Origin of the sequence: Treponema denticola (genome assembly GCF_024181405.1) — a bacterium.
In the GTDB taxonomy this organism is placed as follows: Bacteria; Spirochaetota; Spirochaetia; order Treponematales; family Treponemataceae; genus Treponema_B; species Treponema_B denticola_D.
The window spans coordinates 2,625,955-2,647,508 of sequence record NZ_CP051302.1; the positions used below are offsets into that span (position 1 = coordinate 2,625,955).

Genomic DNA, 21,554 nt, shown 5'->3' on the forward strand with positions numbered 1-21,554 from the left:
TTATAAGGCCATACTATACTACAATATACATACTGTCAAGTGCCCGCATATTCTCTATATCTTTTTGAAATATATATCCCTTAAATATAGACAAATAATAAAAAACAATTAGAATATAAGTTAGATAAAATTTATTTAGGAGAAGATGTATGGAATGGTGGAATAAAAGGGTTTTTTATCAGATATATCCCAGAAGTTTTTGTGATGCAAACAATGACGGGATGGGGGACCTTCAGGGTATTATCTCAAAATTGCCTTATTTAAAGGAACTAGGCATAGGGGCAATTTGGCTTTCTCCCATAACGGCTTCCTCCGATTATGATAACGGCTATGATGTTTCCGATTATTGCGATATCAACCCCAAATTCGGCACCATGGACGACTTTAAGGCTCTATTAAAAGAAGCGGATAAACTGGATATCAAGATTGTGATGGACTTGGTTATAAACCATACAAGTGATCAGCACAGATGGTTTATAGAATCTAAAAATCCCGAATCGCCCTACCATAATTATTATGTTTGGAAAGAACCTAGGCTTGTAAAGGGTAAAAAGCTGCCCCCAAATAACTGGGACAGCCTTTTTTTAGGTTCTGCATGGAAGTATTGCGAAGAAAACGGACTCTATTATCTTCATCTTTTTACCGAAAATCAGCCGGATCTAAACTATAACAATCCCGCGGTGATTGAAGAAGTAAAAAAAATATTGAAGTTTTGGCTGGATATGGGTGTTACCGGCTTCCGCTGCGATGTTATAAACTGCATTTATAAAACCTCTTACGAGGATGCAAAAAAAAGAAGGATTAAAACAGGCAAAGAGTTTTATCTTTCTCAAAAGGGCTGCCACGATATTCTAAAAGAATTAAATAGAGATGTCCTAAAACCCTACAATGCCTTTACAGTAGGCGAAACTATGGACGTTTCTTTAGAAGAAGCTAAGAATTTTATTCAAGATGAATTGACTCTTGTTTTTCCTTTTGAACATCACACCGGGGTAGACTGCTGGTTTCAAATTCCGGTTTTAAAACGGAAATATAAACCTTTCCGAATGATTAAAATCTTAAAAAAATGGCAGACTAAGATGCCTTGGACTCCCCTTTTCTTTGAAAATCACGATCAAGCCCGCTCCGTTTCAAGGTTTGGGGATGAGGGGAAATACTACAAAGAAAGCGTCAAAATGCTCGCAACGGTTCTTTTAACCCAAAAAGGAACACCCTTTATTTACCAAGGAGAGGAAATCGGGCTTACCAATACCGATTTTAAAAGCATGGATGAAATTGATGATATAGCCACAAAGAATATTTATGACACTCTCCGCCGTCTTAAATTCGGTAAAAAACGAGCCTTTAAAATGACCATGAACTATGCCCGGGACCATGCAAGAACTCCCATACCTTGGGATGATTCCGAAAACGGGGGCTTTTGTACCGTAAAGCCTTGGCTGCGGCTTAACGAAAAATATAAAGAAATAAATGTAAAGAAGAATCTATCGGAATCCGATTCCTGCTTTAATTATTATAAGAAACTGATAGCCTTAAGAAATTCGGAAGAAGCCTTACAGCTCGGCGATATAGAATTTGCCGATTTAGGAAAGGATATTTTTGCCTATTACCGCAAAAAAGACGATAAAACCTTTTTTATTGTTTCCAATATGTCAGGCAAGGCTCAAAAGATAAGGGAAGAGGTTAGAGGTCTTCCGATTTTATTTAATTATAGAAACTTTAACCCTCAACAGAAGATTTTACGTCCCTTTGAGTCTGTAATTACAAGAATTTAGGGTATCTCTAAAAAACTTATTGGATTTTAAGAAATATTTTAAAATTTTACTATAAAGGCTAAAAAAAACATACAAGATAGGTAGGAGGTCTTTTATGAAAAAAAGATTTTTTTTATCTGTTTTGTTGGTTTTGAGTTTATGTGCTTCTTGCAGCGGAATGATTGAACAGCCGGGCTTTGTTTCAATTTTTCTTGGGTATAATGAGAGCATTACTCTCAAAGAATTTGAGCAGTCCCCAAATAATGAGATAACTCTTATTTTTGAAGGGCGTGCCGCCGGTCTCCAAGCTTATGCTTTAAAAGGAAATTTATCCGAAGAAATTTTGTGTACTGTTGAAGAGATTGAAGCAGCCGATTTTTTGCAGGATAAGGCTTATAAGCCTAAGAACGGAGACCTTTCCGTTTTTAAGATTAAGCCTAGTGCAAGCTTTGAAATAGGCGAAGATTTTAAAATATGCGGAAAGGTTAAAGCTCAAAATCAATTTCTTGATTTTGAGCTTCCCTTTAAGGGAGCAAACACTAGGCCTGCAGAGCTGTCTTTTTCTTCTTTAAAGCTAGGCTCCGCATCTAAAGAGGGTTTTATAAGATTCAGCGTAAAAAAAAGCGGAAACTTATTCGGGGTAAGTCTTGTAAATGCGGGGAACTCAAAAGAGCCTGACTATGTGTTTCCCGCCTTTGAGGTAGAAGCTGGAAATATAATTGTATTCTATTGGTATTTACCGCTGGACGGTTCAATGCCTGAAGACGGTATTTTAGTTTCCGTCGATGCTTGTAATGCTCTTGAATCGGGAGAAAAGGCTTTTTGTTTTTGGGCTAAGCTGCAAAAGTTTCAGCCGAAAAGAACGAATGCCGTTCTTATTAGAACAAGTCAAAATGAGGGTTTACAGGATGCCGTCTTGTTTAGAAACCCTAAGGATGAGGAATGGGGAAGACCTGAAATTGAACGAGCCGCATTGGAAGCTGCCGAAGCCGGTTTATGGCAGCCTGATGGAGATATTTTAAATGCAGTACAAGCAAATATAACTCCTACAAAAATGATTAAACGGATTTCGCAGGTAACAATAAATCATAATGCAGCGGACTGGGTTTTGACAAAATAACTTTTTAAGAAAGGTGTAGAATACCCAAGTATTTTTATGCTATAATCCTGATATGACGTTTATTTTGAATTTAAGAAGAGGTTAATAATGAAGATAGGAATTTTTGGTGCTGAAGAGCAGGAAGTTAAACTTTTAAAAAAGCATTTAGTTGGGGAAATTCGAAAAATTGCCGGTCTTAGTTTTTTTACGGGAACGATAATGGGAAAGGATGTTGTTCTTGTGTGCAGCGGAATAGGTAAGGTCAATGCGGCTCTGTGCTGTCAAATTCTTATTTCGGAATTTAAGGTTGATGCTGTAATAAACACCGGGGCAGCCGGAGGGCTTTTGGAAGGTATAAATGTTTTCGATATGGTTGTTTCCACCGATGCAGTTCAGCATGATGTAGATGCAACAGCCTTCGGCTATCCTATTGGTCAGGTGCCTATGACAAAGTCTCCTTTTTGGCTTGCCGACAAAAAGTTTAAAAACCTTGCCGTTAAAGCTTTTAAGGCTATGCAAAAAGAAAGTGATGATGAGCATATAAAAAATTTAAAGCTTATTGAAGGCCGAATTGCTTCAGGGGATACCTTTGTTTCAGATAAAAAACTTAGAGAAAGGATTATCAAAGAATTTAATCCTGCCTGTGTTGAAATGGAAGGGGCAGCTGCTGCTCAAGTTTGCTGCATAAATAAAATTCCCTTTTTAATTTTGAGGAGTATTTCCGATACGGCAGGCAAGGATGAAGCTGCTAAAATTTCTTATGAGGTTTTTTCGGCACAGGCAGCAAAGGATTCCTCTCTTTTGGTGCTGCAGATGCTGAAAATGCTTTAATAAAATTTTGATAATTTATGGATAGTTTTATTTTTACAACGGTTCAAGGGACAACCGAAGTGTTTTACTGCGATGAGCCTTTTTTACCGCCTGTCGGTACAGCCGGCGGAATGTACATCGCCGATTCAAATACTGCTCCTATTGCAAAGGGTTCAAGAAATTTTCGTACTGACCTTCCCTTGGTTGTCATTGAAGCCGGAGAAGAAAATAAAAATTTTACTTCCCTTGTATCTATTTTAAAAATGGCCCTCGATGCGGGCTTAAGCCGGAATTCCGTTTTTATCGGGATTGGTGGAGGTCTTGTCTGTGATTTGGCGGCCTTTGCTGCCTCGGTTTATATGAGGGGGGCAAAATGCAAACTTGTTCCTACCAGTCTTTTAGCTATGGCGGATGCAGCCATCGGCGGAAAAACTGCAATAAATTTTGACGGTTATAAAAACATGGTAGGAACTTTTTTTAAGGCTGATGAAATTTACATAAGCCCAAAGGTCTTAAAAAGTTTAAGCGAGGCGGAGTATCTTTCAGGAATGTTCGAGATATTTAAGATGGGCCTTTTATACTCAAAAGATATTTACCAAGTTTTTAGAACACAAAGAGAAAAAATTTTTGCAAGAGATGAAGCTCTTTGCTTGGACCTTGTTAAAAAAGCCGTTGAGGCAAAAGCTCAGGTTGTAAGCCGCGACTTTGACGAAAAAAATGAAAGAGCCTTTTTAAACTTGGGGCACACCTTTGGTCATGCACTGGAATCCGTTTTAAATTTTTCAAAGATTTCGCATGGAGAGGCTGTTGCTTGGGGAATATCAAAGGCGATGCTATTAGGTAAAAAATTAGGCTTAACCGATTCTTCCTATGCGGATGAGGTTTGTGCTGTTATACATTCTTATAGCCGCATAGATGTACCGGTCTTACAGGATAAGGAGAAGGTGCTTTTAGCAATGAAAAAAGATAAAAAAAATATGGACGGTAAAATCCGTTTGATTTTGCAAAAAAATATTTGTGAAACTTTTATTTACGAAGCCTTTGAAAAAGACATCAGGGAGGTTCTATGATTTATTTGGATTGGGCAGCAACAGCCCTTCCTCAAGAAGATATAATTACGGAGGCCTTAAAAAAAGCTTTTAAATATTTTGCAAATCCTTCTTCAAAGCATTTTTTAGGTAAGGATGCTCGAAAAGTTTTAGAAGACACTCGTTCGGAAATTGCAGAACTTTTAAATACGGCGCCTGAGCATATTATTTTTACATCGGGAGGAACCGAGGGGGATTATATTCCTATGCTCTCTCTGTTAGCCCTTCCTTCTCCTTGCTCGATTGCGGTCAGCAGCATAGAGCATTCCGCTGTTAGAGAACAAGCCTCCATTATGAAAGCACGGGGTTATAAGATTTTGCAAATTCCTGCGGATAAAAACGGCTTTATAAGTGCCGATGCGGTTTTAAAAACCATAGGGCCCGATACGGCCTTTGTTTCTGTAATGGCGGTAAACAATGAAACCGGAGCAATCCAGCCCATCGCCGAAATAGGAAAGGCTCTTGAAGAATATTCTAAAGGAAAAAGAAAAATCCATTTTCATACCGATGCAGTTCAAGCTATAGGAAAGATTCCTTTTGAACTTTCAAAACTATCCATTCATTCGGCTTCTTTTAGCGGACACAAAATAGGAGCTCCCAGAGGAATCGGTTTTTTGTATCTTGCTAAAAATATGGAGGCATTTATCCGCGGGGGCGGACAAGAAAATGGAATAAGGCCCGGAACCGAAAACCTTGCAGGTATTTTAGCTCTGTCCGGCTGCTTAAAAAAATATTATAAAAATTTAGACGGCTATGTTTTTCATGCAAAAGAATTAACGGATTTTTTAATTGAAGAACTGGCAAGTATTGAAGGTTTAAGTTTTATCCCGGAATCCCGTCCGCAGTTAAAGGATAAATTTTCTCCCTGGATTTTACAGTTTGCGGTTAAAGAATTAACCGGAGAAGTCCTTGTCCGCTGCTTGTCGGAAAAGGGTATCTGTATTTCTACGGGTTCTGCATGTTCATCAAAAAAACAAACCCGTCCTGTTTTAGAAGCTATGAAAATTGATGCTAAGGTGCAGCAAAATTCAGTGCGGGTTTCAATAGGGCCCTTAACACAAAGGGGAGAGCTTGAAGTTTTTGTTAAAATTCTAAAAGAAACATTAATAGAATTCCGCTGATTAAATTAAGGGCTTTATTGGAATTCCTACTTGGTATTTTCTTGTTCTTCTTTTAGTTGTGCCGTAATCTTTGATTGACGGGCTAAGCGGTTAGCCAACAGTCGGGATAAGAAAATACCGTAATGAGGATGCTCCTCAATCAACTGCATAAACTTCATCTTAGGAATCTTTACAAGAGAACCTTCGCCGATAGATACGACGGTAGCAGATCTTCTGTCATTCATTAAAAAGGCCATTTCTCCTATAAAAATGTCAGCCGGTGTTAAAACCGACATCAATTTATTGTTTACATAGACGGCATAGCGTCCCGAACTTATATAAAAAAGATCGCTTGAATCCTCGTTTTCGCGGCAGACAATCTGCATGTGTTTGAAGGTTAGTAATTGCTGGGATTTTAAAATAGCGGGTGTAAGGTTTGCTATATTTCTTTGGTTATTTACCTCAAATGAAACCTCATTCCCAATATTATTATAGCGTATATTTTTAACAAGTGTTTGAGAAAGTTTAATACCCATTCCGTGAAGGCCTGCTTCAAAGTCTGATTCAAGATGGCTCTTCCAGTCAAAACCGTTCCCTTCATCCTTGATAGTTATCTTTGTTTTTTCAGGCAGTACCGAATACGTGATATAAACTTTTTTCTTTTTTATTTCAGGCTGTTTTTGTTTTTCGGCAATTAAATCGAGCATATTTTTTCCGCTTCGCAGCCATTTATTCTTTTCCTCATAAGAGATATTACAGTTTCCGTGTTCTACTGCATTAAGTAAAAATTCCATCATTGCAGTTTGTAAGGAAGATCGTTCTTCTTCATTTACTCTGTTGGTATTGTAAAGATAGGTTCCTATCAGGTTTGCGTAGAAAACTATTTCAAATGGGTCGGTATCGCTTACAAAATGACCTGTCTCTTTTTCATCAGCCCTCTGGTGCATTCCTCTGTTAAAAAGAAAATGCTGATGTTGGTTTAAAATCTTTATAATCTGTTCGGTATTTTTTTCAAAATCTTTTCTTGTACATACAAATAAAAAGTTAGGTTCCTTTATTTGTTCAAGCTTTGCTTTTTCTTGGCGGTCATTGGTAATGGCTATAATTCCTCCGAATAAAAGCCACGGATCATCTTTTATAATCCTAACACAAGCGTCGGCATCGATATTAGGATCTCCGAAATCGATAATCTTGATTTCAGGCATTTCGTATTTAAAAAACGAAACAATGTCTTCATATTTATCAAGGACTGCAATATTGACGTTTTCTATGTTTTGTGCAGCAGATTTTAATCCGTCCACGGTAGTCTGTATTGTGCTTATTATTGGAACCTTTTTCATTATTATTTCCTTTAAAACGTTGTTTTCATTATAGCATAAATTTAAAATACATACTATACTTTAATGATGAATATGAACGATTTATCTTTTTTTCAAGGAAAAGCTTCTCCCCTAGGCGCAAAATTAAGCTGTGATGGAGTGAATTTCAGCGTCTTTTCACGAAATGCAAAGGAAATAGTTCTACACTTATTTGAAAATGTAGAAGATTCCGAGCCGATAATTTCATATAAACTGGATCCTCAAATAAATAAAACGGGTGATGTTTGGCATGTGTTTGTTGCAGATTTAAAAAGTTGGGCATTTTATTTGTATACGGCTGACGGAGAGTTTTCGCCTTCAGCCGGTTTTTTATTCGATGAAAATAATTATTTACTCGACCCTTATGCAAGGCTTATAAGTTCTCATTCGGTATTTAATTCGGAACAAACTCTTAACCAAATAAACAGCAAGGCTTCAGGCGGTAAAAATCAATATAAAAGGACGGCAAAGGGATTCCCAAAATGTGTAGTTGTGGATGATAGGGAATTCGATTGGCAGGGAGATAAACCCTTAAATATTCCGCTCCAAAGATGTGTGATATATGAAGCTCATGTAAAGGGTTTTTCTTTTTTAAACGATAAAATAAGTCCTGCAAAACGAGGTAAATATTCCGGGCTTGTGGAGCTGATTCCGTATTTAAAGAATTTGGGAATCACTTCTCTTGAGTTATTACCTGTTTTTGATTTTGATGAAAATGAAAATATGAATGTAAATCCCAAAACGGGCGTTCGGCTAAAAAATTATTGGGGGTATAGTACAATTGCTTTTTTTGCACCTAAGGCCCTCTATGCCGAAGATCCGGGCAATGCCGTAAACGAGTTTAAATTTATGGTTAGGGAATTTCATAAAGCAGGTATCGAAATAATCTTGGATGTGGTGTTTAATCATACTGCAGAAGGAAACGAAAACGGCCCCGTTTTTTCTTTTAAGGGATTGGATAATTCCATTTACTATCATCTTGAAGATAATAAGCTCTATTATAAAAATTTTTCGGGCTGCGGGAACAGCCTAAAAACCTCGGAAATTCCCGTTATAAAATTTATATTGGATTGTCTGCGGTATTGGGTAACGGAAATGCATGTAGACGGATTCCGTTTTGATTTGGCTCCCGTTCTGGCACGCGATAAAACCGGAAATATAGATTTAAATTCTTTTATGATACAGGCTATCGCAGATGATTCCGTTCTTCGTTCTACAAAGATTATAGCTGAAGCTTGGGATGCAGCCGGTGCATACATGGTAGGAAAATTTCCCGGGCGCTGGGCGGAATGGAATGACTTATTCCGTAACTCCGTCAGAGAGTTTTGGCTGCAGCCCAATCCGGATATAAGACATTTGGCAACCAGATTGACCGGCTCTGCGGATTTATATTCTCAGAAAGGCAGAAGGCCTTATCAGTCAATAAATTTTGTTTGCTGTCATGACGGCTTTACCCTTTGCGATTTGCTAAGCTATTCCGAAAAACATAACGAAGAAAACGGGGAAAATAACCGTGACGGCTCAAATGAGAATTTAAGCTATAATCATGGAATAGAGGGAGCCGCATCTATCGAAATTGAAAGAATGCGTATGAGGTCTGCAAAAAATATTTTGACAACGCTTATCCTTTCAGCAGGCACGCCCATGATTAATATGGGAGATGAGGTATTCCGCACACAAAACGGAAATAATAATGCCTATTGTCAGGATAATGAAATGTCTTGGTTTGATTGGGAACTTTTAAATGAAAATAAGGACTTGCTTGAATTTACAAAAAAACTTATCAATTTAAGGAAGACTCATTTTTCTTTTTTAAGAAAACATTTTTTTACCGGAGTTTCGAAAATTAACGGTACTCCAAGCGATATAACTTGGTTTGATTATCAGGCACAAAAACCTAATTGGAACGCGCCTTCAAATTTTTTAGCCTTTTTAATAGACGGCAATAAAATTAATTTGGAAAGCGATGAAGATGATAACGATTTTTATGTTATGACCAATAGTTACAATAACGATATAACCGTGAGGCTTCCCCCTCCTTCTTCAGGCGGGAAGATATGGCATCGTCTTATAGACACCTCGTACACGAGCGGACAAGATTTTTTAGATGAAGAACATACCGAGCAGATTATGAATCAGCAAATATATGTAGTGCTTGCCCGTACAACTGTAGTTTTAATTTCAAAGTAAAGAAGTCCCCTTGTTCAAATTGTCCGATAGTGTTATAGTTATTTAACAAGAAATTCTTAAAGGAGAACTTTTATGAAGACAATAAAGTTGGACGATTTTAAAAATTACGAATTTTTAAGTAACCTTAAATTTTCGGAAGACGGAAGATATGCGGCCTATATTTGTGCTCATGCCGATCTAACCGAAAATGATTATAACAAGGCTCTTTTTCTTTTGGACATGGAAACAAAAAAGACAAAGCAGCTTACGGGCGAAGACGTAAATTCTTTTTACGGCTTTGACGGCGATCGCCTTCTTTTTTCTGCAAGAAGAACAAAAAAAGAAAAGGAAGAAAAAGAGAAAACCTTTGTTTATGCTATCCCCGTTTCGGGCGGTGAAGCCTTGCTTGCCTACACCTTCCCCCATCCCGTTTTAAAAATGGAATTTGCCGATAAAAAGACGGCTGTTGTTTTACACTCATGGAAAGATGACCCGTTTAAAAAGCTGCCTAAAGAAAAGGCAGAAGAAGCAAAAAAAGATGAGGCCGATTATGAAACCTTTGAAGAGATTCCGTTTTGGCGCAACGGGGGAGGCTTTACATCACGCAAGAGAAACCGTCTCTTTGTTTATAATCTTTCAAACATGAAGGGTACGGCCCTAACCGATGAGTTTACTCAGGTTGATGATTTTGATTTCGATAAAAATACACAAGAGATTTTATTTACAAAATCAACTTATACCGATAAGATGCCCATCTATAACGAGCTGATGCTCATGCCCTTAAAAACAAAAAAGGCAAAGCTCTTAAATGGCGGTCAAGATTTTATGTACGCCGATGCCAAATTCTTCGGAGATAAAATTCTTTATACGGGTGCCGACGGAAAAAAATACGGCGTAAACCAAGATGCCGATATTTATATTATCCCCAAAACCGGAACAGGAGCGAAGATGATTTCGCCCAAGGATTATGACAAGAGCTTATGGAATTCCGTGGGTTCCGATTCAAGGTTCGGAGGCGGTGCTAACTCCCATGTCAAGGACGGAAAATATTATTTTATTACAACCGAGGATGATTCTTCCTTTGTAAATGTCATTGACGAAAAAGGAGAATTAAAACAGCTTATTACCGAAAAAGGTTCTGTAGATTGCTTTGCCGTTCATGAAGAAAAAATTCTTTTTATCGGTTTTAGAAAACAGGAATTACAAGAAGTTTATCTTTTTGAAGATAAAAAAGAAACCTGCCTCACAAAGCATAATACCTATGCTTCAAAGTTACAAAAGATTGTGCCCGAGGAATTCGAGTTTACAAATGACGGTGTTAAACTCCACGGCTTTGTTTTAAAGCCTTTAAACTACAAGGCCGGAAAAAAATATCCAGGTATCTTGACAATTCACGGCGGACCTAAGACTGTTTACGGTTCAATTTTTCATCACGAGATGCAGTTTTTAGCCCAATCCGGTTACTTTGTGTTTTATACGAATCCCCACGGTGCCGATGGAATGGGCCGAGCCTTTGCCGATATCCGGGGCAAGTACGGAACAATCGACTACTCCGATTTAATGAAGCTTACGGACGAGGTTCTAAAAAAGTACAAGGATATAGATAAAGAAAAAGTAGGCGTTATGGGCGGCTCTTACGGCGGCTTTATGACCAACTGGATAATCGGCCACACAAACCGCTTTGCTGCAGCCTGTTCCCAGCGTTCAATTTCAAACTGGATTTCCAAATTCGGAACTACAGATATCGGTTATTATTTTAATTCCGACCAAAACGGAAATGCCACTCCTTGGAACGGCTTCGAAAAAATGTGGGATCACAGTCCTCTCAAGTATGCCGATAAGTGTAAAACTCCGACTCTTTTTATTCAATCGGATGAGGACTACCGCTGCTTTGAGGCCTGCGCCTTCCAAATGTTTACGGCCCTAAGATATCACGGCTGCGAGGCAAAGCTTGTCTTGTTCCATGGGGAAAATCATGACCTCTCCCGAACAGGAAAACCCAAGCACAGAATCCGCCGCTTAACCGAGATATTTAACTGGTTTGAAAAGCATCTTAAAAAATAAGGTCTTGCTCTCCGCTAAATTCCAAATACTTGAACCCGAAAGTTTTTTGAGGGAATCTTTTTTGGATTAAAGCGAAGGCTCTTATAATTCTTTCCCTGCCCAGCTCGGCTATTGTTTTAAAGCCGGCCTTGAGGGCAGGGGAATCCTCGGAGCAAGGCTCTCCCCTTTGTACCAAGATAAATTTTCGGCTTTCGTTAAGCTCTGCGTTTAGTTCCATCACGGCATGGGCTGTTGTTGCCGAACCCGAAAAAAAATCTAAAACAACCGCATCGTCCGAATTCGGAACCAGCTTAAAAATATATTTTAAAAGAGAAACCGGTTTTGCATAATCGAAAATCTTTGCTCCGAATAAGACTTTTTGTTCATATACACTTTGTATATTTGTTCTAACATATTCTGTAGGGAGGAGAGATTTCGGAACCGTTTCTTCCTTTTTTTCAAGATAGGTTTTTACATAGATAGTCCATTTTGTAGGCCGCCCTTTTATATCGGTAAAAACTGACTTGTCCGATTTTTTAAATTCGATTAGATTTTTTTCTAAAAGATTAAAAAAACTTTTTTCGACAAAGCGGTAAATATAGCCTGCCTTAGGAACGATAAAATTCCCGTCAGGTGTTTTTATAGGATATTTTTGCCTTTTTGCATCCGTTTTATTTTTCCATGCAAATTGCTGGTATCTAAAAAATCTTCCGTCAGCATCCTTGTATTTATACATTTTCTTCGCCTTTTCCGGCATCGGGGCTGTCATGGGCTTAACCTTAGTTTTATTCTTGGCATATAAGACGATGTACTCATGCGATGTGTTGATATGCTTTTTGCGTAAGCCTCCGCCGGTCGAGTTATTCCATACAAGGGTAGAAATAAAATTTTCCGTACCGAAGATTGCATCAAGGATTATTCTTAAATAAGGGCAGGCCTTATCGTCAATGCTTATAAAAATAAGACCGTCATCAGTTAATAAGGTTTTCGCAAGGCTCAATCTTACATAAAGATAATTCATCCATTCTATCTTAGTTTGAAAACGATCGGAATAAGTAAATTTTTTCCCCGTATTGTACGGAGGATCAATATATATTATTTTGATTTTGTCTTTATATTCTTTTTGTAAAAAAAGAAGGGCATAGAGATTGTCGGATTCAATGTATAAATTTTTTGCATCTTCAGAATTAAAACTTTTTACTTTGTTTTCCGTAAAAGAAAATTTATTTTGATTTTGTAATAAATGGTTCAGTTCGGAAAGAACCTTATCCTTTCCTTCCCATGTGAAAACACCCATATTCTACCCTGAAAATGACTATATAATAAAAAGGGCTTTTATTCAATAATGTGTTAAAAAAAAGGTAAACCCCTCTTTACATTTTTTCTATATATTATACAATGTTCAAAATATTTTTATATGGAGAAATATTATGAAATCAAAAATTATGGTTCTTTTTTGCTTTGTTCTTTTTGTGTTTTCGCTTAATGCTTCAGGTGCTGCAGAAACATCTTCTCATGATGCAATAGGAGGCGCTACCGAAAGCAATTCGAAGGCTGAGGTTAAACAAGCTGCCGTTCATTGTGAGTTAAAAATAGATTTCCCGATTTTTGAGGATGTTCCGGCTTTAAATGCTATCGTGTCAAAAACGGTAAAAGGCAAGGTTACCGCATTTTGGAATAATTATTATTCCGTTTCTCCCGATGATATGGCAAAATCGTCCACTCCTCAAAATTTTGAGCTGATTATCGGTTATGATGATATTGTACGGGATGGAAATTATATAAGTTTTGTTTTATCGGTCTATGAATATATGGGAGGTGCTCACGGCCTTACATCGTTGGTTCCTATAAACTATGATATAAAAACAAAAAAACTTGTATCCTTAGCTGATGTTGTACGCCCTGCTTCAAAAAACTGGCTTGTCAAGTTGTCGAATGAGGCAAGAAAAATACTAATGGAGAAGGTTAAGAAAGGGGATTTATCATCCGATGAGTCGATGATAAAAGAAGGAACGGAACCTAAACTTGAAAATTTTAAAGTTTTTAAAATCGAAAACGGAAAAATCAAAATTATTTTTGAGCAATATCAGGTCGCTCCATATTCAGAAGGATTGCCTGAAATTATAATTCCAATAGATTTTTTTAAATAACTGCCGCTTAACCTGCATTTGCGGCTTGTCCGCAATGTCAGGTTGAAGCGGGTGTTAGGTAAGTTTTTTATCAGCACTTTGCAAGATATCGAGCCGTATTAACATTTCGTATTGTCATATCTTTATATGCTTTATGCGATATTATTTTATTTAAATGGCTTTTATTATAATCTTCTCGTCGAACATTCCAGATTAACGCACCCTTAACATATATTAATTGTATATATTCCTTTTTTACTGGTAATTCGTTTATTATGTTTTCATTATCTATTGATTCAAATAAATACGCTACATCGGTCTCTTGATCATCATTATTTTGCCAATCTCCTGGGATACTATTTGCTATTTTTACCATTTCACTTTTTGTCTTTACTAATACCTTTACTTCATTTCCACTTGTTATATGTAATGCTTTTTCAATATTCTCTGTGATACTGTTTTTCTTGTCATTTGATTTAAAAATGACATTTCCGGAATTGATATATGTTGAAACGTTTGAAAAACCGCATTGCTCAAATAATGTTTTCAATTCTTTCATGTTAATTTTTATTGAGTTTCCAACATTGATACCCCTGAGTAATGCTATATAATCCATAATATCCCTTATTAATTATACTTACTAAATACTATAGTTTTATTTTTTAGTAATATTTTATCTACTAAAAATCCATATTGAAATCGTATTTATTCATAATATTAATCACTCTCAATTTTTTTTATTAAAAAGCTAAAACCTATTTTGCTCCCAAGGCGGCCATGGTTATGTAATTATACGGCTTATTAAAGTGGGGCAAAAAGAAGATGTCTAAAAGTTTAAGCTTATCGATTGTAAGCTTTTCTTGGATTGCAAGGGAGAACATGTGAATACCCATAGACATATCATAGGTCGAAGCCATTTGAGCACCGATTATAACCCTCGTTTTTTTGTTATACACAATCCTTAATTTTACCGGAGGATTATCGTGTTCCATAAATTCGGGACGCTGCAAATCTTCAAAGTCGGTAAACTCAACATCAAGCCCCAGCTTTTTTGCACGCTCTACAGTAAGGCCGCTTGATACCATCTTCAAGTCATAGATATTGATTCCGTTAGAACCTTGGACTCCTATGCCTTCTAAGGGAATTCCTGCTGCATTATGGGCGGCTATAATTCCGCTCCTTACTGCATTTGTTGCAAGGGCGATGTAGGATTTTTCTCCTAAAGAGTTATCAAAAACCGTTGCACAGTCTCCTATTGCGTAAACATCTTTTATGCTTGTTTCTTGCTTTAGGTTGACCGCATAGGCTCCGTTTTTAAAGGTTTCAAGTTTATCTTTTCCAAGGTCGGTATTGGGCCTAAAACCGATACAGACGACTACCATGTCGGCCGGATATTCTCCCTTGTCCGTAACAACGGCTTCTACCTTTGTTGTTCCTTTGATTTCTTGGACGAGCTGATTATATGCAAGTTTGATTCCGTGATCGTTTAAATTTTTATCCATTAAATCGGTAAAAGGTTTGTCATAATAGTTTGAAAGACTTGACGGCATCGCATCAATGAGCACAACTTCCTTATTATGCCTTTTAAAGGCTTCGGCAAGTTCAACACCGATGTAACCGGCTCCTACAACTGCAATTTTTTTAATATCGGGATTTTTTAGCTTGTCGATAACTTCTTGGGCATTTTGAAAAATTTTTACCTGCTGAACATTTTCCAAGTCCATGCCCTTAATCTTCGGCATTATAGGAATTGAACCTGTTGCAAGGATTAATTTATCATAGGATTCTTCGATAGGCTGTGAACCCTTTACCGTTCCGTATACGATTTTTTTATCGAAATCTATGCGTGTAATATCGGCTTCCATTGTAACCTTAGCTCCCTTTGCTTCCAGTTTTTCCTTATTGGAATAAAAGAGACCTTCGGAACCTCTGATCTGATTTCCTATCCAGAGGGCCATTCCGCAGCCTAAAAAGCTGATATTGGTATTTCTGTCAAAGACAACGACTTCATTTTCTTTTGAAAGGTCAGTTAAAAAATTAATGGCCGACGTTCCGGCGTGATTTGCACCCACCACTACAATTTTGCTCATATTTAGCTCCTTCGCTGCCTTAAAATACAGCTCTTATATTTTACATATAAATTCTTATTTAGTATAGGGTGTAAGTTTTTTCGGAGTGCGTAGACAAAAAAAGACCCGCAAAAGCGGGTCTTTAGTTTTATGGATAAATCTTTACCTAAAGATTTTATAGCCTCAAAGTATTTACAAAATTAGATTGTAAAATAGTTCTTTCCTACATTAGCCTTCCAAACAATTGCTTGGTCTTGAATTTTCTCTTGCGGTGTAAGTGTTTCAGATCTTTGAGGGTTTCCGCTTTTTCTGTTCGACTTAATAAATCTTAATAATGCTTTCATCTTTTTCTCTCCTTAAAGATATTCGGCAGTTTTACCTGCTCTTGATATATCTAATATACCTTAAAAGAATAAATAAGTCAAGCGAATTTAAAAGAATTTTATATATTTTTGTGTAAATTTAAAGAAATATTTATAATTCTTTGCGGTTTGTTGCTATAATCTCTAAAATGTCTAACTTCAGTCGCCTGCAAAAATAACTTCCGGTTCAAGTAAAAAGCCCGTCTTATCTTTAACCGTTTTTTGAACCTTTTCTATCAAAGTTTTTACGTCCGAAGCGGAGGCATCATGCTTATTAATTATAAAATTCCCGTGCCAAGGAGCAACCTGAGCTCCTCCTTCACAAAGGCCTTTTAATCCCGCATCCTCTATCAGCTTGCCGCTTGGCTGCCCGAATGTCCTGTTATTTTTAAATGTACTTCCTGCAGAAGGCGCCTTAAAATGTCCCTTTGAAATTCTATCTTGAATTTTTTCCTCGGTTTTGGCGGCAATTTCTTCTTTTATTCCATAGGTTAAGATAAAAACGGCAGAAAGCACTATCTTTCTATTTTTTGAAATCTCGGTACTTACCGGATTTTGTTGAAACGGCGAAACCTTATAATCCCAATCGGAAGGATTATATTCATATTCTGCAAATTCCGTTTTTTCATCATCGGCTAAGATATATTTTATCGATTTTAATCTATCCGAGATTGAAACATCATAACAGCGTGCATTCATAAATACGGCTCCCCCGACGCTTCCCGGAAGGCCGCCGAAACACTCCAGACCTGAAAGGGAGTTTTTAACAGCCCATTTTGTAAGATTATCAATAAGAATACCTGCTCCGGCCTTTACAAAAACTTTTTCTGCAGATTCGCCTACGATTTCTATCTTGTTTAAGTTTTTTAGGCTTATTAAAACGCCTCTAAACCCCTTATCGGAGACAAGAATGTTTGTTCCGCCTCCTATTAACGAGGCAGAAATCTTATTTTTGCTTAAAAAAATTAAGGCCTCTTTTAAATGGTCTTCATCTTTAGGACAAAAAAGAGCTTCTGCAGGGCCTCCGATTTTGTATGATGTAAGAGGCTTTAGGGGTTTATAGAATTCTATAGTTCCCTCTTGAAATAAAGGGGTATTATGAAGTATACTAAATAAATTATTCATTTGATTTTAGTATATACTATTATGTATTAGGTAACAAGATAGGGGAGACGTATGAGTTTAAAATTACATAATACCTTAGGTAATAAAAAAGAAGAATTTATTCCTATTCATGAAGGCAAGGCCGGAGTTTACGGCTGCGGGCCTACCGTATATGACTATGCACATATAGGAAACTTACGCACCTATGTTTTTCAAGATATTCTTGTTAAAACTTTAAGATTTTTAGGTTATGATGTTACCCATGTTATGAATATAACCGACGTCGGGCATCTGACGGATGACGAAGATTCGGGTGAAGATAAGATGGTAAAATCTGCTGAAGAACGCGGAAAATCGGTGCTTGAAATTGCGGAATTTTATACAAAGGCCTTTTTTAACGATACCGAAAGGCTGAATATCGAAAGACCCGGTATTGTCTGCAAGGCTACAGAGCACATAAATGAAATGATAGAGCTTATAAAAAGAATAGAAGCAAACGGGCACACCTACATGGCGGGCGGAAACCTTTACTATGATATTTCTACCTTTCCTAAATACGGAGAATTGGCAAATATAAACCTTGAAGACCTTAAGGCCGGAGCCCGTATAGAAATAGATAAAAATAAGCGCAATCCTCATGATTTTGTTCTTTGGTTTACAAAGAGCAAGTTTGAAAATCAGGCCCTTATCTGGGATTCGCCTTGGGGACGAGGCTATCCCGGCTGGCATATCGAGTGCTCTGCCATGAGTATGAAGTATCTGGGAGAACAAATCGATATTCACAAGGGCGGGATAGACCATATAAGGGTTCATCATACCAACGAAATAGCCCAATCCGAAGGAGCTACAGGAAAAAAATGGGTAAACTATTGGCTTCATAACGAATTCCTGGTTATGAATAAGGGCAAAATGTCTAAGTCTGCAGGTTCTTTTATCATTTTGGAAGATGTTATCAATAAGGGTTTTTCAGCTCTTGACTACCGTTTCTTGCTTTTGGGCGGGCATTACCGAAGTCAGCTTACCTTTTCATGGGAAGCTATGGAAACGGCAAAAAACGGCCGAAAAAACTTAAATAACAGAGTTGCAAAATGGTTGGATGGATTATCGGATTCCGAAATAATGGAGTATGCAGCCTTGACAGAAAACCTTAACCTTAAAAGTGCAAAAGATATGATAAAAAATGAAAAAGCACGTAGTTGCTTTGATAATTTTATTGCCGCTATGGAAGATGATTTATCTACACCAAAGGCCTTATCGGAGCTGCAGCTTTTGATAAAGGAAAAAGACATTCCGCAAAAGGATGTGTTAACGGTTCTTGCCGCTATGGATTCGATTTTGGGCATCAAATTGATAGAAGAATCCTTTAATACGCTAAAGGATAAAGGTTCTATTGAAATCGATGAATCCGAAATTCTTAAATTAATAGAGGAGAGAGCTTCGGCAAAACTTGACAAAAATTATAAACTGGCTGATGAAATTCGGGATAAGCTAAAGGGTATGGGCATTATCCTTGAAGACCAGGCCGGTAAAACAACATGGAAAAAATTATAAGTTTTATGATTTTTTAATAAAACTGTAACGTCTTGGAGTTTGGAATGTTTAAAGGGAAAGGTATTTTGAGGGCAACATCAGATGAAGACTTTAGAGCAATCTACGAGGCCCTTATGCCTGTTATTTATAAAGTAGCCTACAATATAGTCAGAGAAGGGGACGTAGCTGAAGATATCTGTCATGATTCTTTAATAAAAATGACAGAGAAAAAAATGGACTTTCCGTCAATGGATGATGCTAAATACTGGCTCATTAGGGTTACGAGGAATGCATCTCTTAATCATGTAAAAAGGTGCGGCCGTGAGCGAAAGGCTTATGCTAAAGCGCTAAAGGAAGACACGCGCAAAGTCGATACTGGTGAAGAGATTGTATTGAAGCAAGAGTCTATAAATTCGGTTCAAGCCGCTCTTGAAAAATTGCCTAAAAATTTGAGGGCTGTTTTACAGCTTAAAGAATACGGCAGTTTGAATTACAAAGAGATAGGGAGCATTCTTGGAATAAGCGAAGGTAATGTGAAGGTTCGAGTTTTTAGAGCTCGAGAGCAATTAACAAAGTATATAGGAGAAAGCGATGTCTACATGCCCTGATAAAGATTTATATTCGGCCTATGTTGATGGAGAATTACAGTCCCCGTGGAAAGAAAAAATTGAAGTTCACTTGGCTTCTTGTGAAAAATGCAGGGGTGTGGTTGACTCATACAGAAAAATCAGTTTAAAACTATCTGAAAATTCTTTTCCTGAATTGGACCTTGACGGTTCTTTCCTTAAGCTCTATGCCAAAAGGCAGGATTGCCTAAAAAAAATGGAATTCAACAAGAGCAAGCCTACAAGCTGGTTCTATAAATCGAATAAAATCCCTATTCCGGCCTTAGCGGCTGCTGCCTTGTTTCTTTTTGTGTTGACACCTATTATTGTGTTGAGTACAAGAGAAAGCTTAGAACCATCCGGAGCTGTTGCAGCTACCGAATTTAAATCTATTGATTCTATAATCAATGGTTTAAAACCCGTAAATAAATTCAAGCTAAATGTTTCAAATGTTTTGGGCGTAAATGAAGATGTATCGGTTTTTGAAGGCAAAAAGAAGGAAATAAATTTAAGCCAATATGTAAATTTATACTTGCCTCCCTCAAATAACGTAGAATTTGATATATTAAAGCAAGAAATAAAGCCTCAAGTTTTATTTCTTAACACTCAAAATGCAATAACCCGAACCTCTGTAAACAATGGGCAATAGATTTACTTATTTATTTAGAAAATATTTTATTTTTAGGTTTTTTATATTCCTTATTCTTTTCTGCGGCCTTGGCTCTCTTATTTTTTATTTAACATCTTTGACTGCTAAATATCCTTTGATAACCGAAATTAATCCCCCGATTGCGCAAGCCGGTGATGAAATTGTAATAACCGGAGAATATTTTGGAAACGAAGTAGATTCCTCATGGATTGAAATCGGAGATGCTGTCATTCAAGCGGAAAATTGTACTGCCTGGACCGATAAAAAAATTGTTTTTAAGTATCCTGAATATCAAAACGGCGGCATAGTATATGTTGTTGTACAAAATAAAAAATCTTTGCCTTCATTTATGGCTTCAGTTGCATCAATGCCTGTAATAAAAGATAAGGCTCATTCGGGCGGAATTCCTTCAATAATTGCTTTAGACAAGGATTTTGCCGAAGTAGGAAGCATTATAAAAATTTCAGGTGAAAATTTTGGGGAGACAAGGGGCAGCTCTCAAGTTTTGTTTGTATCCGATTTTAATTCTTCAATGATTGAACAAGTTGAAAAAAAAGAAGAGATAGAGGCTGCCCGTTGTTCGGACTATGATTACGATTTTGTGTTTTGGTCAAATCAGGAGCTTCACGTAAGGGTTCCGGATGGAGCGGATTCCGGAATGCTTTTGGTTGTAACGTCTTCCGGAGCCAGCAACTCTGTTCCTTTTAGAGTAAAAAACAAGATAGGTACAAAGACTTATTCAAACAAAAAGAATTTTGCAATTGCTGCCGAGGTTGATATTTCAAATGTAGAGGCCGTAGAAAAAAATTCTCTTTTTATAAAGGTTCCGCTTCCTATTCAGTCCTATTCACAGAGAGATGTTAAGGTTTTATCTATCAATCCTACTCCTTTTGTAGCCGATTATCAGGGAGCTGCCATTCATCAGTATGAAAATATAAATTCTTCTACAAAAATTCACATAAGACAAGAGTATGGCGTAAATACCTATGAGGTTAACACAAGGATTAATCCAGTTAATGTAAGAGTGAATTCCCGTCAAAACAAGGCTATCTATGATAATTATGCTATTGCTACCGAGTTAATTCCGGCGAATGATTCTCTTATTCAAAAAACGGCAGCCGAAATTGTTCAAAATGAAAGAAACCCTTACAATAAGGCAAGACGCATATATAATTATTTATTAAAAAATGTCGAAATAATTCCGGCTTCAATATTGAATTCCGGGGCTTCGCCTGTAAATGCATTAAAAGAAAAAAAGGCCGATACTTACGATATAGCTATTTTATTTGCAGCTCTTGCAAGGGCTGCCGGTATCCCTGCTCAACCTGTTGCCGGAATCATTGCAGATGTTTCTCAAACAAGTTATCTTCACTGGTGGGCAGAGTTTTATCTGGAAGGCTTCGGCTGGATACCTGTAGACCTCGGTTTGGCAAAGTCAATTCCCTTCGATATGGGCGTTCCCCAAAGTGAAAGCTGGTACTTCGGTAATTTGGATGCTTTTAGAATTGCGTTTTCCCGAGGTGAGAATATTCAGTCTCCGATGGCATCTAACAGTACAATGGTATCAAAAGAAAGAAGTTATGCCTTTTATAACGGCTGGGAAGAGTTTTCGGGCCTTACAAAATATAATTCCGTTTGGAGAATTCCGAACGTAATCGCTATTTACTAAAAAGCAATATCCGAAA

At 37.2% G+C, this 21,554-nt stretch carries 18 protein-coding genes; 12 read left to right on the plus strand and 6 right to left on the minus strand.

Annotation, left to right across the window (positions count from 1 at the left end):
* Positions 1-149 precede the first annotated feature (149 nt).
* The 5 genes from HGJ18_RS12250 to HGJ18_RS12270 all read left to right on the plus strand — a co-directional run bounded on the left by HGJ18_RS12250 (position 150) and on the right by HGJ18_RS12270 (position 5,872).
* On the plus strand, positions 150-1,775 hold the full coding sequence (locus HGJ18_RS12250; RefSeq protein ID WP_253696836.1) for an alpha-glucosidase: 1,626 nt from the start codon (positions 150-152) through the stop codon (positions 1,773-1,775).
* A 94-nt stretch (positions 1,776-1,869) separates the two neighbouring features.
* Positions 1,870-2,874, plus strand: a complete 1,005-nt coding sequence (locus HGJ18_RS12255) for a lipoprotein TP_1001-related protein (protein WP_253696837.1) — start codon at positions 1,870-1,872, stop codon at positions 2,872-2,874.
* Between the two features lie 87 nt (positions 2,875-2,961).
* A complete protein-coding gene (locus HGJ18_RS12260) occupies positions 2,962-3,684 on the plus strand; it encodes a 5'-methylthioadenosine/adenosylhomocysteine nucleosidase (protein ID WP_253696839.1) in 723 nt (240 codons plus the stop codon).
* Positions 3,685-3,701: 17 nt separating this feature from the next.
* Entirely contained in the window at positions 3,702-4,733 is a 1,032-nt protein-coding gene (locus HGJ18_RS12265; protein WP_253696841.1) for a 3-dehydroquinate synthase, read from the plus strand.
* The gene (locus tag HGJ18_RS12270; RefSeq protein ID WP_253696843.1) at positions 4,730-5,872 is read left to right on the plus strand and encodes a cysteine desulfurase family protein; all 1,143 of its coding nucleotides are present in this window, start codon (positions 4,730-4,732) and stop codon (positions 5,870-5,872) included. Before HGJ18_RS12265 ends, HGJ18_RS12270 begins: the two co-directional genes overlap by 4 nt.
* Positions 5,873-5,898: 26 nt before the next feature.
* Here the strand turns inward: HGJ18_RS12270 and HGJ18_RS12275 are convergent, their stop codons facing one another.
* Complete coding sequence (locus HGJ18_RS12275) at positions 5,899-7,191, minus strand: cyclic nucleotide-binding domain-containing protein (RefSeq protein ID WP_253696845.1); 1,293 nt, start codon at positions 7,189-7,191, stop codon at positions 5,899-5,901.
* Positions 7,192-7,254: 63 nt separating this feature from the next.
* Here HGJ18_RS12275 and glgX point away from each other — a divergent pair, with 63 nt between their 5' ends.
* Positions 7,255-9,399 (plus strand): glycogen debranching protein GlgX, encoded by a 2,145-nt coding sequence (glgX, locus tag HGJ18_RS12280; RefSeq protein WP_253696846.1) that lies wholly within the window; start codon positions 7,255-7,257, stop codon positions 9,397-9,399.
* Positions 9,400-9,471: 72 nt separating this feature from the next.
* Positions 9,472-11,442, plus strand: coding sequence for an alpha/beta hydrolase family protein (locus HGJ18_RS12285; protein ID WP_253696848.1), 1,971 nt, complete (start codon positions 9,472-9,474; stop codon positions 11,440-11,442).
* On the opposite strand, the gene HGJ18_RS12290 is transcribed toward HGJ18_RS12285, so the two are convergent.
* Complete coding sequence (locus HGJ18_RS12290; protein ID WP_253696849.1) at positions 11,432-12,718, minus strand: site-specific DNA-methyltransferase; 1,287 nt, start codon at positions 12,716-12,718, stop codon at positions 11,432-11,434. The two genes, HGJ18_RS12285 and HGJ18_RS12290, sit on opposite strands and share 11 nt — an antisense overlap.
* Positions 12,719-12,851: 133 nt before the next feature.
* Here HGJ18_RS12290 and HGJ18_RS12295 point away from each other — a divergent pair, with 133 nt between their 5' ends.
* Complete coding sequence (locus HGJ18_RS12295) at positions 12,852-13,571, plus strand: DUF3298 and DUF4163 domain-containing protein (protein WP_002676361.1); 720 nt, start codon at positions 12,852-12,854, stop codon at positions 13,569-13,571.
* Between the two features lie 70 nt (positions 13,572-13,641).
* On the opposite strand, the gene HGJ18_RS12300 is transcribed toward HGJ18_RS12295, so the two are convergent.
* From HGJ18_RS12300 to murB, 4 genes are all read right to left on the minus strand, one after another.
* The gene (locus tag HGJ18_RS12300) at positions 13,642-14,166 is read right to left on the minus strand and encodes a DUF1697 domain-containing protein (protein ID WP_253696850.1); all 525 of its coding nucleotides are present in this window, start codon (positions 14,164-14,166) and stop codon (positions 13,642-13,644) included.
* Between the two features lie 139 nt (positions 14,167-14,305).
* Positions 14,306-15,640, minus strand: coding sequence for a H2O-forming NADH oxidase (gene nox, locus HGJ18_RS12305; protein ID WP_253696852.1), 1,335 nt, complete (start codon positions 15,638-15,640; stop codon positions 14,306-14,308).
* A gap of 179 nt (positions 15,641-15,819) precedes the next feature.
* A complete protein-coding gene (locus tag HGJ18_RS12310) occupies positions 15,820-15,963 on the minus strand; it encodes a hypothetical protein (RefSeq protein WP_253696853.1) in 144 nt (47 codons plus the stop codon).
* A gap of 177 nt (positions 15,964-16,140) precedes the next feature.
* Positions 16,141-17,106: a UDP-N-acetylmuramate dehydrogenase gene (murB, locus tag HGJ18_RS12315; RefSeq protein ID WP_253696855.1), complete on the minus strand. Its 966-nt coding sequence runs from the start codon at positions 17,104-17,106 to the stop codon at positions 16,141-16,143.
* A 51-nt stretch (positions 17,107-17,157) separates the two neighbouring features.
* Here murB and HGJ18_RS12320 point away from each other — a divergent pair, with 51 nt between their 5' ends.
* The 4 genes from HGJ18_RS12320 to HGJ18_RS12335 are packed head-to-tail and all read left to right on the plus strand — an operon-like array spanning position 17,158 to position 21,538.
* A complete protein-coding gene (locus HGJ18_RS12320) occupies positions 17,158-18,636 on the plus strand; it encodes a cysteine--tRNA ligase (protein WP_253696856.1) in 1,479 nt (492 codons plus the stop codon).
* 44 nt (positions 18,637-18,680) lie between these two features.
* Complete coding sequence (locus HGJ18_RS12325) at positions 18,681-19,223, plus strand: RNA polymerase sigma factor (RefSeq protein ID WP_253696858.1); 543 nt, start codon at positions 18,681-18,683, stop codon at positions 19,221-19,223.
* Positions 19,207-19,869 (plus strand): zf-HC2 domain-containing protein, encoded by a 663-nt coding sequence (locus HGJ18_RS12330; protein ID WP_253696859.1) that lies wholly within the window; start codon positions 19,207-19,209, stop codon positions 19,867-19,869. The genes HGJ18_RS12325 and HGJ18_RS12330 overlap by 17 nt, the downstream gene beginning before the upstream one ends.
* The gene (locus HGJ18_RS12335) at positions 19,859-21,538 is read left to right on the plus strand and encodes a transglutaminase domain-containing protein (protein ID WP_366793189.1); all 1,680 of its coding nucleotides are present in this window, start codon (positions 19,859-19,861) and stop codon (positions 21,536-21,538) included. Before HGJ18_RS12330 ends, HGJ18_RS12335 begins: the two co-directional genes overlap by 11 nt.
* Positions 21,539-21,554 lie beyond the last annotated feature (16 nt).

What these genes read in the sequence shown, in the direction of transcription:
- murB (WP_253696855.1), bottom strand. Translation starts at nt 17,106, where the DNA reads ATGAATAATTTATTTAGTATACTTCATAATACCCCTTTATTTCAAGAG.
- HGJ18_RS12335 (WP_366793189.1), top strand. Translation starts at nt 19,859, where the DNA reads ATGGGCAATAGATTTACTTATTTATTTAGAAAATATTTTATTTTTAGG.
- HGJ18_RS12300 (WP_253696850.1), bottom strand. Translation starts at nt 14,166, where the DNA reads ATGGATTATATAGCATTACTCAGGGGTATCAATGTTGGAAACTCAATA.
- HGJ18_RS12330 (WP_253696859.1), top strand. Translation starts at nt 19,207, where the DNA reads ATGTCTACATGCCCTGATAAAGATTTATATTCGGCCTATGTTGATGGA.
- HGJ18_RS12275 (WP_253696845.1), bottom strand. Translation starts at nt 7,191, where the DNA reads ATGAAAAAGGTTCCAATAATAAGCACAATACAGACTACCGTGGACGGA.
- HGJ18_RS12325 (WP_253696858.1), top strand. Translation starts at nt 18,681, where the DNA reads ATGTTTAAAGGGAAAGGTATTTTGAGGGCAACATCAGATGAAGACTTT.
- nox (WP_253696852.1), bottom strand. Translation starts at nt 15,640, where the DNA reads ATGAGCAAAATTGTAGTGGTGGGTGCAAATCACGCCGGAACGTCGGCC.
- HGJ18_RS12265 (WP_253696841.1), top strand. Translation starts at nt 3,702, where the DNA reads ATGGATAGTTTTATTTTTACAACGGTTCAAGGGACAACCGAAGTGTTT.
- glgX (WP_253696846.1), top strand. Translation starts at nt 7,255, where the DNA reads ATGATGAATATGAACGATTTATCTTTTTTTCAAGGAAAAGCTTCTCCC.
- HGJ18_RS12295 (WP_002676361.1), top strand. Translation starts at nt 12,852, where the DNA reads ATGAAATCAAAAATTATGGTTCTTTTTTGCTTTGTTCTTTTTGTGTTT.
- HGJ18_RS12270 (WP_253696843.1), top strand. Translation starts at nt 4,730, where the DNA reads ATGATTTATTTGGATTGGGCAGCAACAGCCCTTCCTCAAGAAGATATA.
- HGJ18_RS12255 (WP_253696837.1), top strand. Translation starts at nt 1,870, where the DNA reads ATGAAAAAAAGATTTTTTTTATCTGTTTTGTTGGTTTTGAGTTTATGT.
- HGJ18_RS12260 (WP_253696839.1), top strand. Translation starts at nt 2,962, where the DNA reads ATGAAGATAGGAATTTTTGGTGCTGAAGAGCAGGAAGTTAAACTTTTA.
- HGJ18_RS12285 (WP_253696848.1), top strand. Translation starts at nt 9,472, where the DNA reads ATGAAGACAATAAAGTTGGACGATTTTAAAAATTACGAATTTTTAAGT.
- HGJ18_RS12290 (WP_253696849.1), bottom strand. Translation starts at nt 12,718, where the DNA reads ATGGGTGTTTTCACATGGGAAGGAAAGGATAAGGTTCTTTCCGAACTG.
- HGJ18_RS12320 (WP_253696856.1), top strand. Translation starts at nt 17,158, where the DNA reads ATGAGTTTAAAATTACATAATACCTTAGGTAATAAAAAAGAAGAATTT.
- HGJ18_RS12250 (WP_253696836.1), top strand. Translation starts at nt 150, where the DNA reads ATGGAATGGTGGAATAAAAGGGTTTTTTATCAGATATATCCCAGAAGT.
- HGJ18_RS12310 (WP_253696853.1), bottom strand. Translation starts at nt 15,963, where the DNA reads ATGAAAGCATTATTAAGATTTATTAAGTCGAACAGAAAAAGCGGAAAC.